The sequence below is a fragment of the Wandonia haliotis genome, assembly GCF_039523435.1.
Taxonomy (GTDB): Bacteria; Bacteroidota; Bacteroidia; order Flavobacteriales_D; family Crocinitomicaceae; genus Wandonia; species Wandonia haliotis.
In genome coordinates, this window is record NZ_BAAAFH010000001.1 from 1 (window position 1) to 15,365 (window position 15,365).

Sequence of the window (15,365 nt, forward strand, 5' to 3'; positions counted from 1 at the left end):
CAGAAACTTGCTGTGGAATAAATAAACCGGGTAGAGTCCGGAACAGGGTTGGTCACGACTGGTTGTTTTTGCTGTTCCGGCAGGCGGGTTCTCTTCGGGGAACCCGTTTTTTTTTATTGTTGCGGGGAACGCCTCTTTTACTCCCCTACTCCCGCAGACCTTGGATGTTGCAGAGTGACAAAAAGGAAATACAGCAGCTTTTACATTCCATGTCCACGTCAAAAACGGCATCAAAAGTTCGATTGTACTTCCGTCCAGACCGCTTTGAAAGATTTAGAGCCTTTTTTATTTTTATACGTTTTCTTAATTTGCGTTTGTAGAACAAATTACAATTCCCCCATATTTTTTTATGCTTTTTGTGTATTATTTATCATTAGTAGCGCATAATCATTTTTCATGAAAAATATGGAATCTAATCGTTTTTCAGTAGAAATAACTGTTTTTCACGGAAGGAAGCCACCGGAGGAAGGGACATTAGTAGGTTATGAAGCATTGATTCACAAATATGAACTTCAAGTACCAAGAACCGCAAATACACTACTGAACAATGGCAGGTATACACACCACACTATTTACCTGATGATAATTTATATAGACAGTTGGTATTCGCATTAAAATATGACGGAGTCAATCTATTGGTTCTCAAAAAATATTCGACCAACTGAAAGATAAAGAAGCGATAGACCTTCTACAAGAAGAACCTACAGGACAATAATTAGAAAAACCGAAAAACTTAAAAAGTATATAGCAGCAGACTTTGCTACACAGAAAAACGATTATCTGAAAAAATATTCGTAAAGAAATACTTCAACGTGCTTCAGCTCTCCTATTGCCAAAAGACTCCAAAGCCTCATTTACTATTGAAGGAGAAAGCCTTCTCATCTCTGAGAAGGCTTTTCAAAACAGTATTTCAGGATATGACTTTCTTACTGCGTACAACTAGTTTTTAACAACTCTGGAAGTATGAAGTAGAGCATCATTTTGTTTAACGACTACTAAATAGAAACCTGAAGGTAAATAGCTGGTATCAAGTGTTCCGGATTGATTCCCGGCTGTTGTCAGAAGAACACGTCCGTTGATATCTACAAGCGAAATGGCTACATCACTCGTCTGAAGTTCAACTGGTATTGACAGTGAAATAGACTCCTCAAAGGGGTTTGGATAGACTTTTATAGCAAGTGATGGTTCTTCTGTCTCTGCAAATGCTTCATCTTCTTCAACCGAAGCTTCCTTTTTCATGAGAACCAGTAACTGACATGAAAATAATTGCGAACCGGTTAAATACTGAGTATATCCCAATAACGGTCTGAATCCATTCCCCGTCTGAGCCACTGCATACATATTAGCACCACTTCCTCCATTTCCATTAATTTTTAAGACTTTATTATTTGCCAGGCAAATCATCTGGGTATTACCATAAAAATCGATATCTGTAACTGATGAGGCAAAATGTGCACTTCCTTCTAATTGTGTAGCATAAGCACCACTTGTCGTTACAAAACCATGTAGAACTTCTGTAGCATTAAACATATTAGCACCTGTTCCCCCACTATTAAATACTTTCATGATTTTCCCGTTTCCAAAGGTTATAAATAACCGGTTTCCGCTTGGATTATGCGTAATTTTATTGATCGCTGACGAATAATTACTGTAGCCCACATAATAGTTGTAAGAAGGTATACCACTAAATCCGGATGCATTTTCACTTACCGCAAACATATTAGCACCACTACCACCAGTACCATTAATCTTTAAAATCTTACCGTTATAAAAACCTAAAAACAGATATGTTCCATTACTATACATTTCAGATACAGGTCCCATAAATTTGGAGTGTCCACTATAAAAATTATAAGAAGGAATAGTACTATAACCGCTTGTTGTTTCAGTAATCGCAAACATATTGGCTCCGGTTCCTCCTGTATTATTAATCTTCAACAATTTGCCATCCAGGGTACTTACAAACATGAACGAACCAACTGAAAACACTTTATTAACAGGAGATAAAAAATAAGAGTGTCCGGAATAGTAATTATAACCCGGAAGACTGGAAAATGAAGTTGGCGTTTCCGTAATCGCAAACATATTAGCACCACTTCCACCAGAACCATTAATCTTCAACATACCTTTATTGATACAGGAAATGAATAATTTATCATCCTTGATAAATAAATCCGTAATGCCGCTCAAAAACTTATGATGCCCGCTGTAATAGTTATAAGGGCTTATGTTTGCAAAACCATTTGTAGACTCTGTTACTGCAAACATATTAGCACCGCTTCCTCCCGTTCCATTGATCTTTAGAATCTTCCCGTCATTGAACGAAATAATTGTTTTTCCATCACTGGTATACACCATATCTGTTATTGGTGTATTAAAATCGTTATAGCCAATTAAGTTCGAATATCCCGGAAGATTCGCCGGCGGATTAAATGATAATCCCCAAACATTATCTCCTGAAGACCCCAAACTAGAGAACTTATAGATCATTCCTGCATTTTTCTGAACAAAAAAGTACTCTCCCGGTACAAATTGATAAATTTCATTCACATCCTGACATCGAGAAAATGAATTATCGTAGTCACTTCCTGAGCATACTGAATACAGACCGTCATCAGGACGAGTTACGACTATTGTATTCGTTTGTTCCGTTACAAGTGTCTCAACATAAAATCCTAAAATATACCTACGAATAATTATTTTGGCATAATAATAACCGGATAATGGCTCAACATTATCAAATGTGTAGTATATGTTTGGACATATTATAAGCCCGGAGCAATTAATCTCCTGATCACCGGAGTTATACGTCTTTGAATCAATTTGATTACCATTTCGATAAAAATTGATTTCATACGAAAAACTTTGGGCACTTGAAACATTTGATTCGTATGTCCTGATTGAGTTAAAGAAAAAATTTATAGGCTGAATGGATGAACAAGTTGCAAAATTGATATTGTCTTGTGAGCCATTCACAGAAATAGTAGACAGAGTTTTAGTCTGCGCATTCGAAGTAATCGAAAAGAGTAACACAATGCATAAACATGCGATTTGTTTAAATTTAATCATAATTAGAATTTTTAGTTATAGGTTTTGAATTATTTACTGTTATCAAGATGTTATACAACACCTTTTTTCTTTTTACATATTCACCGAGAGAGTTATTCATTTCTCTCAATGATTCTGCACACATTCAGTAGATATAAAAATTTCCTTTGTGTCCTTCTTCCCTACTCAATTTTCAGGAAATTTCACTGTTATCAGAAAATTCAGTATTCAGAGTCGTTTACATACCGATAAGAAAACACGTGTAGTAGGCGTAAAATTCTTAGAGGCAGAAATCCAGAAAAGTAGTATATCCGTTATTAATATGCGAGTTGATAAGGTTAATTTTTTGTTTAGTATTCTGTTTAATTAATGTGAAAGCAATGTAGCAAAAAAATTGAACAAAAAATATTTTCTCACATTTTTATATTTCAATACTCATTAAAAAACAAGCTGTTAAGAATTAGCGTAAAGCTGTTCATACACTAAAAATTTTAGGAAGAGCCTTCAATTTCATATATACACATTCATCGTAACGCTGTAACACAAGCCTAAGCATTACACTACCAAAATAACAGGAGTTTGATACTTTGAAAAATCAAGAAGTAGATAAATTGCTTTTTAAAAGCAAACCCATATTACAAATGACATCAGAATAAAAAAATTCGATTTACAACTGGTTTATCCTCATTTTTTTTGATTTTTACGCAAAACTTGTCATTTAATTCAAATCCACTATTGTTTAACTGAGCATGAAAAGATTCTTCCTGTCTGCTTTTTTCAGGTACTTAACACTAAATTTCTGCCTTATTATTTTTGCAATTAAGGCAATAGGACAGACATCTGTTCTAGATAGTTTGGAAAATGAACTACAACTTCATACAAAAGAGGACACAAATCGCGTTAACTTGTTGACCCAATTTGCGCATATCGCAACAGACATTGATCTTACAAAAGCTGAAAAAGCTTGTCAGGAAGCAAGAAGAATTGCTCTAAAACTGAACTACGAAATAGGAATTGCCAATGTTTACTATGAAAGAGCATGGATCCATATTGAGAAATCAGATTATCAAAGTGCTATTGAAAATGCGAAAAAAGCACTTGAAATTTATAGGAATTCCAGCAGTTTAGAGGGAGAATCCTTTAGTTTAAATTGCATAGGTACAAGTTATTATTATCAGTCAAATTATCCAAAAGCAATTGAGTATTATTTAAAATCCGCAGAAATAGATGAAGCAAGAAATGATTTGAAAGGAATTTCCGGAAGCTACCTTAATATTGGGAATATTTATGCCGATCAGGGTGAGTTTGATCAATCATTATCTTACTATTTTAAAGCACTCGAATTAAAGAAAAAAGTTAAAGACGATTCTGGCATAGCTAAATGCTTAGGGAATATCGGAAGTGTTTACGGAGAACAGGGCAACTATCCGAAAGCATTGGATTACTTCAAAAAAGCTCAGGTGAAACATGAAAAACTCGGAAATTCAATCAATGCTTCCATCTGCCTCATGAATATTGGCTCGATCTACTTACATCAGGAAAAACTAAATAAAGCTTTTAGCACTTTTAATCAGGTTATAGAACTGAACAAAGGAAATGACAACAAGCGTATTCAAGCAATGGCTTTCAACGAAATAGGCAGTGTTTTGAGTAAGAAAAAAGAATATCCAAATGCTCTTGACTATTTTTCCAGTGCACTAGCAATCAACCGAGATGGTAATAACTTAAGAGCTGTTGCCAGTAACTTAAATAACATTGGAAGTATTTTATTACTACAAAAAAAATATAAAGAGGCTCTAATTCATTTTGAAGAAGCAAAACAAATAAATGAATCCAACGATTTAAAAATGGGTTTGTGTAGTTCACTCATCGGAATTTCGAAAATTTATCTTGAGCAGAACAATTATCAACAAGCATTGGAATATGGACTTTCTGCTAAACTAATAGCATACGCATCTGATCTATTAGCACACCAGCGGGATGTGACTGAAATACTTTCAAAAATCTACAATAAATTAGGTGAATACGAACAGGCCTTGCATTATCATCAAGATTTTAAACGCTATAGCGACAGCATTTTCAATAAGGAGAAAATCGAAAAAATTGCGCAAATTGAGTACGATTTTAAATTTCAAAAGGAGTTGGAGGTTTTCAATGCAAAGGAACAAAAATTGACCAAGAAGGTTGAGCTTACGAACAAAGATTTGGAGAAATCAGAATCGCGTCTTCTCATTGGAATCGTTGTTTTCTTAATCGTCTTATTAATTGCCGCCATTCTCATCTTTCAACTACGCCTGCGACACATTAAGTCGCAAAATGAAAACAGTTTGCTCGAGCAGAAACTGCTTCGTTCTCAAATGACCCCTCATTTCATATTTAACTCACTGTCCGTTCTTCAGGGTATGATTCTGAATAAGGAAGATCAGAAAGCCAGTCTTTATTTATCCAAATTCTCAAAACTCCTTCGGGTTACACTGGAAAGTTCCCGGGAAAAAATGACTCCCCTATCTCAGGAAATTATTGCGCTTGAAAACTATGTAGCTATTCAGAATATCGAATCAAATCAATCGTTTACCTTTACAATTCGTGTAGCAGACACTATACATTCAGGAAACATACTCATTCCCCCCATGTTGATACAACCGTTTGTAGAAAATGCGATAGAACATGCTTTCACGCCTGATCACCGGGAAAAGAAGATTGAAGTTGAATTTTCATTTCCTGATAACCAACTTATTTGTACAATTACAGACAATGGTATCGGAGTTCAGGAAAAGAAAAATCGTTCGGTGAACTCAAAAAAGTCATTGGCTACTTCTATTTCAAAAGAACGGATTCAACTGTTGGCAAGAGAATTGAAAACAGAAGGTTCCATACAGATTATAGATAGAAAAAGTAATAATGAGAACGGAACACAGGTAACGTTAGTTATTCCTTACAAATTCGGTAAACAATGAAAGCACTGGTAGTTGAAGATAAAGAATACATAAGAAAAGGATTGATCAACTTATTGGAATCAATTGATAGTGACATTAACGTTATTGGTGAGTGTGAATCCGTTGCTGAAGCATTGGTCGTTGCCAGAACCTGCAAACCGGAGTTGATTTTTTTAGACATTAATCTTACCGACGGAACGGCATTTGACTTTCTCGATCAATTTGAACGAATTGATTTCAAAATCATCTTTATTACGGCATTTGAAGAATACGCTTTAAAAGCACTGAAAATTGGCGCTGTTGATTATTTGCTAAAACCCGTCGATGTTGATGAACTTAAAGCTGCTTTGCAAAAAGTAGAAGTAACACCTATCGAAAAACATAGAGAGAAGCTGAGTACCGTCAAAAAACTGATGGGTAACGAAAATGAGACAATCGTTCTCTCCTTACAGGACAGTTATCAGGTAATTGACCTAAACGAACTCTTGTATTGTGAGTCGGATAAGGGCTACACCACCTTCTATTGTACGGAGGAAAAGAAATTTGTTGTTTCGAAAACACTAAAAGAATTTGAAGAAATACTCCTGAACAACAACTTTTTACGACCTCATCAATCCTATATGGTGAATTTAAAATTCATCGATAAATATGATAAATCCGGGGAAATTGTACTCAGAAATCAAAAGAAAATACCTGTTTCAACCCGAAAAAAAGAATCTTTCTTATCCTCCTTTCTTTCTGCAAATCGTTTTAAAAACAGCTAAGCTAAAAACGAATATATTTTCGTTTCAAACGGATATTCTTTCATCATAAACAGAAATTGAATCCCTGTTTCAGGAACAGCTTCCCTACTCTATTTTTACATGTATTAACGCGGTTTATCGTGTACAACAACAGTAAAAATTAAACAAAATGATGAAAGCTAACAACGTATTTGCATTCCTTATCTCCGGAGCATTAGTATTGTCTTGTGGTCAGAATAGCGGGAATGAACCTGCAAACGCAGATGGATTTGAAAAAATAGAGAACCAAATCAAAAGTGAATTTGGAAACGATGCCTATTTTACCGAAATAAGTATTACGTATAACGAATCCATTGGAAACATTGTTGGTGTCACAGCTACGACAGAACCGGAATCGATGCAAATGGGTCAATGGAATTTGACTAGCGGAGACTGGCAACAAAATTCGGATATCACCATCGAAATTCCGAAAGGAACCAAAGCTACCGATTTTATGTTTCAATTGGGTACTAGCGTTAGCCTCCGTCAACTAGGCGAGCTTGTAGAAAAATCGAAAGAAAACCTAAAAGAAGACAAACAAGTAGATAATCCCCGGCTGCACATGGCCTTCATTAAATATCCGGATACGGGAGAAGCTTCCAAAGCGGAGTATGTAGTAATGCTTCAACCCGAAACCGGTGGGACAACATTCACTTATTCCTACAAATTGGATGGCGAATTCATTGGAATGGATTATTAAATGTACCACATGATCTAAGTACTGAAAACAGCTTTATTGATAGTATTTACCTCTAAAAACAAAAATAATTAAACAGTAAACAATGAAAAGATCAATACTTGGAATAGTAACAATGACAATGATGAGCACGACAGTATTGGCTCAAAACGTCACTATTCCGGATGCAAATTTTAAAGCCTATTTGCTTGCCAATACGGCAATTAACACAAATAGTGATTCTGAAATTCAAATCAGTGAAGCTGCTGCATTTTCTGGTCAAATGGATTGCGGTTACCTCAATATTTCAGACTTAACAGGTCTCGAAGCATTTTCGTCATTAACAGACTTGCGTTGCTACGGAAATAGCATCGCTTCATTAGATGTTAGCCAGAATTCAGCACTGGAGTACTTAAATTGTGGATACAATGGAAATTTGGTTTCGTTAAATACGGGAGCATTGACTTCTTTACACACAGTAATAACAACTGATAATACCAGTATGTCCTCTGTCGATTTTAGCCAAAACACGGCGCTGGAGACCCTGGATGTAACATCGAATGAGTTGTTTAACCTGGATGTAGCTCAAAATACAGCTCTGAAAAATCTGACTATTAATTTTAACCACATTACTACTTTGGATTTGAGCAATAATCCAAACCTTCTTTCGCTAAGCTGTTTTAACAACACATTAACTTCCCTGGATTTAAGTAATTGTCCGCTATTAAGTAATTTAGCCTGTGGAGGTAATTCTATTTCCTCACTCGATCTTAGTGCATTACCTGGTTTGTTCAATTTTAGCTGCAATGGAAATAACCTAATTGCTTTAGATGTTTCCAATAATCCAATTTTGAGCGTATTACGATGTGAAAACAACAGCATTCAACAATTAGACGTAAGTCAAAATGTCGATTTGGCATACTTCACTTGTCAATCAAATGAATTGACATCGCTAAATATGAAAAACTTAAATTCAACAACGTTAGGGAGCTTTGACGCTACTTCAAATCCAAACCTAACTTGCATTGAGGTGGATGATGTAACAGACGCTACAACGAACTGGACAGATATTGATGCGACAGCCAGCTTTAGTTTATCATGCAGCAGCTTAGGAATACAAGAAGCGAATCTTCATGAAACTATTTCCGTCTCTCCCAATCCTACTTCGGGAGAAATAAGAATTAGGGAATTAACGAATCAGGCCGATTATCAAGTAGTAAGTTTATCCGGACAAATCGTTAAAAAAGGTGTCATTTTTCCTGAGGGGAAACTAAATGTTGAGGATATCACTCCAGGAGTTTACTTTATCCATGTTCAAACAGACAACAAATTGTTCACCTCAAAATTCATCAAAAAATAATTGATTATGAAAAATTTAGTACGCATCTTATGTGTTTTTGGATTCGCTTCTTTTAGCTTAAAATCCGCTACAGCACAATGTATAACAGCTGTTGACCTTGACGGAACCAATCAGTTCTTATATGGTTCTAACTTTTTACAGTATGATTTTTCACAGTTCACTATTGAAATGTGGATCAATTCCGATGATTATACAGCCAATGATATTTACGTAAATTGGAGGAACGGCTCTTATATTGCTCTCGGAGGATGGGCAGCAGATGGAAGCTTTAATACGTGGGCAGAAGGATTAAGTCCAAATTCAATCAATTCTGGTCCCGGAACGGCTCCAACCCCGGGGGAATGGCACCATATTGCCTATGTTTTTGACGGATCGAATCAAATTATCTACATCGACGGTACTGCAGTTACAACAGTTCCTACAACCGGGAGCGTTGACCTGAATGCTACAACCCAAATGATTGGTTTAGTAGTCGGTGCGCGCTTCGATCAAGGTCAACAATTCACGAACACAAAGTTTGATGATGTACGAATTTGGAATTCAGCCAGAAGTAGTACCGAAATCAATGCAACTATGAATACCGATTTGAATGGAAACGAATCAGGATTGGTAGCATACTACCGTTTTGAGGATGGTGTTGGTAGTACAATTGCTACCGATTTGACCAGTGGAGCGAATCACCTTACACTAACAAACATGGATCCTGCGACTGATTGGGTGAACGGCGTATTTTCTTCTGATGTACATTCAACAGCAACTATTGAAAGTTGTGGATCTTTGACCTGGATAGATGGGAATACCTATACTACAGATAATAATACGGCAACCTATCTGTATTCCGGTGGTGCTGTCGGAGGTTGTGATAGTATTGTCCACTTGGACTTAACAGTTCTGGATCCCGTCGATAATACAATTACAACAAGCGGTCCTTCATTTTCCGCAAACGAAGTATCTGCAGGTACACAGTACCAATGGGTCGATTGCGATAATGGTAACACTCCTATTCCCGGTGAAATCGCTCAAACATTTACTGCAACTCAAACAGGTTCGTACGCTGTAGTTGTAACCGGACAAAATGGTTGTAGCGATACTTCTGCTTGCTCAAACATAACGATTGTTGGATTAGATGAAATTAACCCTGACCATCTAAAAGTGTCTATCTATCCTAACCCGGCAAGTTCTGTTCTTTCTGTAAAAGGTTTAACAAGTGATGAAAACTTCACCATTCTGAATTTACAAGGTGAGACCGTGCATAATGGCACTACAAACACTACCATTACAGTAGATTATTTGGCCAGCGGTACCTACTTGCTGAAATTTGAAAACAGACCGGTCGTATTGTTTGTCAAAGAATAGGTATCACAGTCTTAAACTTGCAAAAAAAACCTCGCCACCCCGGACTTTAAACTACTCATTTACAGAATCAAGTATAATTAAAATTAACGGACAGGAAATTGACAATTTATGTCGATTTCCTGTCTAAATCAAGAAGCATCCCCCCTCTAACTACAACAATTCAGAGATTGATCGTGTAAAACTGCTTGCCAATCAGCTTATGGTTTATCTCAGAAATAATGTTAATCTTACAGAACAAAAAATTTGACACGAAGACATCCGGACAGATACAATCAATTACAACGAACAAAAAATGAAAACACTAATCAGTATAGCAATCGTATTTTGGAGTATTGGATTATATGCACAAAGCGACACAGCAACACACACAAAAAGTAGAATTACAGAGATTTATGATGTCGTTGCCGTTCATAAAGAAATACGAGACGGAAGAGGAGGAACAAGAAAATACACTTCAGAGCTAAAAGGAGAAATTCTGAATTACGATCAAAGTACCGGTGTACTTACCTTTAAATCTACGGATGGTAAACTGTATTCTTTCAGTAGTGATGAATACAAATATTTTGAATACGATAAAGAATTTATCACTAAAAACAAAGTATTTACACTAAAACAGCGGAAAGAGTCCGAATTTGAATTCTCGGCAGGGGTTAGAGTTTCCTTTCTCAATTTTAATGACCATTTTACTTCCGACACTTATTATCAGTACTCCGGAGGAGGTAATACAGATCTCCCTATTTCAATTTTTGCAGGAGTTGGAAAGTATTTTAGCAGGAAACATTATGTTGGAATAAATGGAGAAATAGCCGTGATGTCGTATGGAAGTAATTATTTCTCTGGAGGATTCAACTATCATTTTCAATACGATGCTAATAAACGAAATGTTGCATTCTACATCCCGATAGGATTAAACTACTTTACTTCCAAATACAATCAATCCTTTCAATTAACTGACTCCGTCGTTGCACAATTACAAGCAAACTCAGATACCTATTCCAATCATCAGACTGTGGATTATAAAATATCTGCTCTTTCATTGTCATTAGGACATGGTTTTTCCTTTATCTTAAATAATAAACACTCTATTTCTCTGGAATTAGCATTCATCAAATTTTTCCCATTGAGCACCTCATTTACAAACTCATTGGAACAAACACCCGATATTCGAATGACAGGGAGCGGGGTTCGTCTGGGCTTAGGCTTTAATTTTTAGGAACTTCTGAATAGAAAATCTTCGAATTAGTATACTCATTGTAAGTGATGTAACTCATCCTCCTTATAGGCCTACATAAAAATAGCATTAGCATTATTCATGATTAGATTATTCTATCTGATTTATTTACCTTTATAATGCGATTAACAACTTAAAAAGTAGCATCATCAAAATACTTAACGTGACGAAAAGCATCACACATAAAAGTTTCTTTGATAACTATATCAGAATGAATGCTGACCTTTTTAAATGGCAATCCACACCATTACAAATTTATCCTTTAGAAAAAATTTCTGATTACTTGGTTTTACCAACTCCCTTATTACGAACAGACTATAACTTCATCATTTACCTATATAAGGGTAGTTATTACCAACAAGTAGGCGTAGAAAAATATACAGTTGACCGCCCATCTATTTTGTATGTTACCGAAGGGGATGTTTTTGCTTTGCTATCAAAAAAAAGTAACTTATCCGGCTTTTTCATTCTTATGGAGAATAAAGTTCTCTCATCAGTACTTGGTAAAATAGAACTTGCTGATCTCCTGAATATCGAAACATTAACCCTATTAAACCACAATACAAATCTATGGTTCAATAATTTATGTCAACTACTCTATAAAGAAGTTTCGGCCAGCACTCCCAATCGCAAAGTTGGAAGTGGATTATTACAGGCTTTGCTTCATAAGTTGATAGAAATCAATGATGGTAAAAAAACGATCACCCGGCAGCATGAAGTGGCTAACCATTTTAAACAGTTACTCAACAAATCATATAAAGAACATAAATCAGTTACCTATTATGCCCAGGTATTAAATGTTTCCGAGAATTATCTCAACCGCTGTGTAAACAAACATTTTCAAAAAAGCTGTAAGCAATTAATTCAGGAAACAATTATTATCAATAGTCAAATTTTAATGTTTGAGTCTAATATGGATATTCGTGAGATCTCCTTTGAAGTAGGTTTTGACGATCCGTCCTATTTTTCCAGAGTATTCAAAAAAATTACTGGACAAACCCCTTCTACATTCAAGAAGAACATTACGCATGATTTGTCCTAGTTATTATCGGGTTATTAAAAATACTCCTCAGTTTCTCCCACTAACTTTGTTGTCAGCATAAATTGACAAAAAATGAAAATATTCTTATTGGGGGCAACAGGCGATACCGGATACGAAGTCCTAAAAAAACTCATCTCTGAAAATCATAAGGTAAAAATTCTGGTCAGAACCCCGTCCAAATTAAACACAGCAGATATACCCAATCTCCAAAAAGATCAGATTGAAGTTATTCAGGGAAGTGTTATGGAAGCTGAAAAACTCATTGATTTATTCAAAGACTGTGATGCTATTGTTTCTGCATTAGGAACAGGTAAAAACAATTCTTATACGGAAATCTACTCTAAAGGAGGTAGAAATATCATTGCAGCAATGCGATCCAATCAAATAAAGAGACTGATTACCATAACATCTGCTCTTATCGACATGAGTGATACATCAACAGATAATTTCTTTCTAAATCGTATTATTCGTCCTAATTTCAACAAAATATATTCTGACCAAACCCGATGGGAAACAATTTTGGATGATACAACTGATATTAACTGGACTTGTGTACGTCCTACTTATTTAGTGAACAAGGAATTTACCGGTAGATATCGAATCAAGAATCAACACTGCCCTCCAAAAGGTAGAAAAATAGGTCGTTCAGACCTTGCTGACTTTATAGTAAAAGTACTCTATTCAAATGAATATATTCATCAAAAACCGGTACTCGCCTATTAAAACCCCTGTAATTTGAAATAAGCAGTTATGATTGAAATATTTAAGACTTCTGTTAAAAGAAAGTCTGACAGCCACAAAATTGTTCAGGACTTAAAAAATATAATACCTGAAGCAAGAATTAATTTTGACCTCGAAGATTGCGATAATATTTTACGAATAGAAGCAAATCATTTTGATATAAAATCTGTTCAATCACTTTTACAAAAATACGGTCATGAATCTGAGGTATTAATAGGATAACGAAGAAAGAATTGAATATGAACAATCTAAAGTGATTTTACAATTCTTCACGTTCAAGCCACTCCAATTCCCCCGGTAGTTCCATCGAGCAAAACTCCAGGTGAATCACACGTCTTCGTTTTTGATTTTGCGCTTTGGAAGAAGCGTGTAATAAAAGTGGTTTCATCAACTGAACACCTCCCTCCTGCACTTCTATAGTAACAGGAGTAGCACTGGAAATAATAGCTTCTTTTTCTCCATCCGAATAACGCTGACTGTGAGAACCGGGTATAACCTTTAATGCACCATTTTTGACCGTAGCCTGATCCAGATGCACACGAATACTAAACGTACATTTCAGAATTTCCTCGGGCGGGCATACACTCGTAATTCCATTTCTGTTGGTCCAGGAAGAAAAACCGTCCGTCTCTATCCGTTTGTTTACATTGACCGGAACATCCTGATGCCAGGTAACATACCAATTATCCGTATCAGGCTTATCAAAATAGATGGCTTTCGTCAGAAAAGCATTCTCATCCACAACCTGTACAATTTTTCTCAGGTTCCTATTCAATACAATTTTTTTCAGTTCGGGAATATCTTTCAATAACGTCCGCTTTCCAAAAGTCGGCTCATCGTGTTTATCAAAGTAAATATAAATCTTCTTCCCTATTTCCCGAATTTCCTTCCGCGTATATATATCGTTCAAAACAACATATCCATTCCGCTCCAGTTTCCTTGAAGCGGCTACCAAGTTCGGTTGGTGTAAATGTGTTCTGTATTGATCCAGCGCATTTTGTAGCTGATCCTGTATCCTCCTCCGGAGTGAACTGGGTTGTAGCACCTGAACCGTATCACCAAATCCCAAAATCAATCGTTCCAATTCAAAGTTATGGTGTACAAAAAGTTCCAGAATGATTCCATCATCCGGCAACTGCTCCAGTACGCGTTGCGAATGGTGCAACGGCTTGGTTACGAGATATGGAGCATTTGAAGCATCTACTTTCAAAATCACCCGGTCAACATATTTCTCGTCCATTACTGTTACACCTATCGTATTTTTATAATACGCATCTCCATCAAAAGGCTCTTCTAAAGCCTCCTTTTTCAGATCATACTCAACAGACACTATTCTATCCAGAGCAAGGGTTATAATACTCCCATTGCGTTTGTTTTTTCCCACAAGAAACCACCTGTTGTTATATTCTTTCAAAATAAACGGATAGAAAGTCATTTCCGAACTCTCTTTAGCTGAAAAAGATTTGTAGCGAATCTTCAAAACCAACTTTTTCACAATAGCCTGGTACAGCGCGTCCAGATGTTCCAGTCCTTTCAATCGCTCATTTTTGTCTAAATGAATGACTGCCGGTTGATGTGTTTTCTCTGTATAAATCCGATCTTCCAGTTTTTGGATAATGTCCCCCAACTCCGAAAACAAAGAAAAATCTCTGAATTGCTTCAACATTTCCACCGATTCCGTAAGTACCTGCATATCTCCCTCATTCAAAGGAATATCTGTCATTCTGTAATCCGGGTCATCGTATTTATAATATTTCTTATCGTAAACCACAATAGGCGCATTATACCCTAGCTTATCACTCCTCATCAATTGAATATCCAATTGAACCGTCCGTTTACTCACATTAACATCCCTGCCTTCGTATTCGTACAAAGCATCAGAACAAGCCTCAATAAGATCTTCTAATGTCCACTTATGGTACTGATTTTGCAGACATTTATCAATTGTTTTGTAACGTATCAGTGCATTTTTATTCTGAGCCATAATCTGTAGTATCGTTCTAAAATGACTATTCGATAGTCAAAGTTAACAGCTTATTTCATTAAAAATAATGTCTCTCCTTTTGGAGAAAACAAATTTTACTCTACATTTGCAACCGATTTAAGTTTGAAGTTTACTATTAACAAATAAAAAACCAAAGCGAAATGTTCAGTTTAATTAACATATTCTCCAGCGAGCCAGGTCAGGGACGT

13 protein-coding genes are annotated in these 15,365 nt (G+C 36.0%); 10 read left to right on the forward strand and 3 right to left on the reverse strand.

Annotated elements, in window-relative coordinates; translation table 11 throughout:
• Positions 1-231, reverse strand: a 231-nt coding sequence (locus ABDZ97_RS00005) for a hypothetical protein (protein ID WP_343783775.1), incomplete at its 3' end; no start/stop codon positions are given.
• A 165-nt stretch (positions 232-396) separates the two neighbouring features.
• On the opposite strand from ABDZ97_RS00005, the gene ABDZ97_RS00010 reads away from it, so the two are divergent.
• Entirely contained in the window at positions 397-615 is a 219-nt protein-coding gene (locus ABDZ97_RS00010; RefSeq protein WP_343783778.1) for a hypothetical protein, read from the forward strand.
• A 324-nt stretch (positions 616-939) separates the two neighbouring features.
• Here ABDZ97_RS00010 and ABDZ97_RS00015 read toward each other — a convergent pair whose 3' ends face one another.
• Positions 940-3,069: a T9SS type A sorting domain-containing protein gene (locus ABDZ97_RS00015; protein ID WP_343783780.1), complete on the reverse strand. Its 2,130-nt coding sequence runs from the start codon at positions 3,067-3,069 to the stop codon at positions 940-942.
• A 728-nt stretch (positions 3,070-3,797) separates the two neighbouring features.
• Between ABDZ97_RS00015 and ABDZ97_RS00020 the strand changes: the two genes are divergently transcribed.
• The 9 genes from ABDZ97_RS00020 to ABDZ97_RS00060 all read left to right on the forward strand — a co-directional run bounded on the left by ABDZ97_RS00020 (position 3,798) and on the right by ABDZ97_RS00060 (position 13,394).
• The gene (locus ABDZ97_RS00020) at positions 3,798-6,005 is read left to right on the forward strand and encodes a tetratricopeptide repeat protein (protein WP_343783782.1); all 2,208 of its coding nucleotides are present in this window, start codon (positions 3,798-3,800) and stop codon (positions 6,003-6,005) included.
• Positions 6,002-6,748 carry a LytR/AlgR family response regulator transcription factor gene (locus ABDZ97_RS00025; RefSeq protein ID WP_343783784.1) on the forward strand — a complete coding sequence of 249 codons (747 nt, stop codon included), beginning with the start codon at positions 6,002-6,004 and terminating at the stop codon, positions 6,746-6,748. The genes ABDZ97_RS00020 and ABDZ97_RS00025 overlap by 4 nt, the downstream gene beginning before the upstream one ends.
• A gap of 148 nt (positions 6,749-6,896) precedes the next feature.
• A complete protein-coding gene (locus tag ABDZ97_RS00030) occupies positions 6,897-7,466 on the forward strand; it encodes a hypothetical protein (protein WP_343783786.1) in 570 nt (189 codons plus the stop codon).
• A gap of 82 nt (positions 7,467-7,548) precedes the next feature.
• Positions 7,549-8,802, forward strand: coding sequence for a T9SS type A sorting domain-containing protein (locus tag ABDZ97_RS00035; protein ID WP_343783788.1), 1,254 nt, complete (start codon positions 7,549-7,551; stop codon positions 8,800-8,802).
• Between the two features lie 6 nt (positions 8,803-8,808).
• Positions 8,809-10,158, forward strand: a complete 1,350-nt coding sequence (locus ABDZ97_RS00040) for a LamG-like jellyroll fold domain-containing protein (protein ID WP_343783790.1) — start codon at positions 8,809-8,811, stop codon at positions 10,156-10,158.
• 292 nt (positions 10,159-10,450) lie between these two features.
• On the forward strand, positions 10,451-11,371 hold the full coding sequence (locus ABDZ97_RS00045; RefSeq protein ID WP_343783792.1) for a hypothetical protein: 921 nt from the start codon (positions 10,451-10,453) through the stop codon (positions 11,369-11,371).
• 181 nt (positions 11,372-11,552) lie between these two features.
• Complete coding sequence (locus ABDZ97_RS00050; protein WP_343783794.1) at positions 11,553-12,431, forward strand: helix-turn-helix domain-containing protein; 879 nt, start codon at positions 11,553-11,555, stop codon at positions 12,429-12,431.
• A 72-nt stretch (positions 12,432-12,503) separates the two neighbouring features.
• The gene (locus ABDZ97_RS00055) at positions 12,504-13,154 is read left to right on the forward strand and encodes an NAD(P)-dependent oxidoreductase (RefSeq protein WP_343783796.1); all 651 of its coding nucleotides are present in this window, start codon (positions 12,504-12,506) and stop codon (positions 13,152-13,154) included.
• A 27-nt stretch (positions 13,155-13,181) separates the two neighbouring features.
• Positions 13,182-13,394 carry a hypothetical protein gene (locus ABDZ97_RS00060; RefSeq protein ID WP_343783798.1) on the forward strand — a complete coding sequence of 71 codons (213 nt, stop codon included), beginning with the start codon at positions 13,182-13,184 and terminating at the stop codon, positions 13,392-13,394.
• Between the two features lie 37 nt (positions 13,395-13,431).
• Here ABDZ97_RS00060 and ABDZ97_RS00065 read toward each other — a convergent pair whose 3' ends face one another.
• The gene (locus ABDZ97_RS00065) at positions 13,432-15,156 is read right to left on the reverse strand and encodes a phytanoyl-CoA dioxygenase family protein (RefSeq protein ID WP_343783799.1); all 1,725 of its coding nucleotides are present in this window, start codon (positions 15,154-15,156) and stop codon (positions 13,432-13,434) included.
• Positions 15,157-15,365 lie beyond the last annotated feature (209 nt).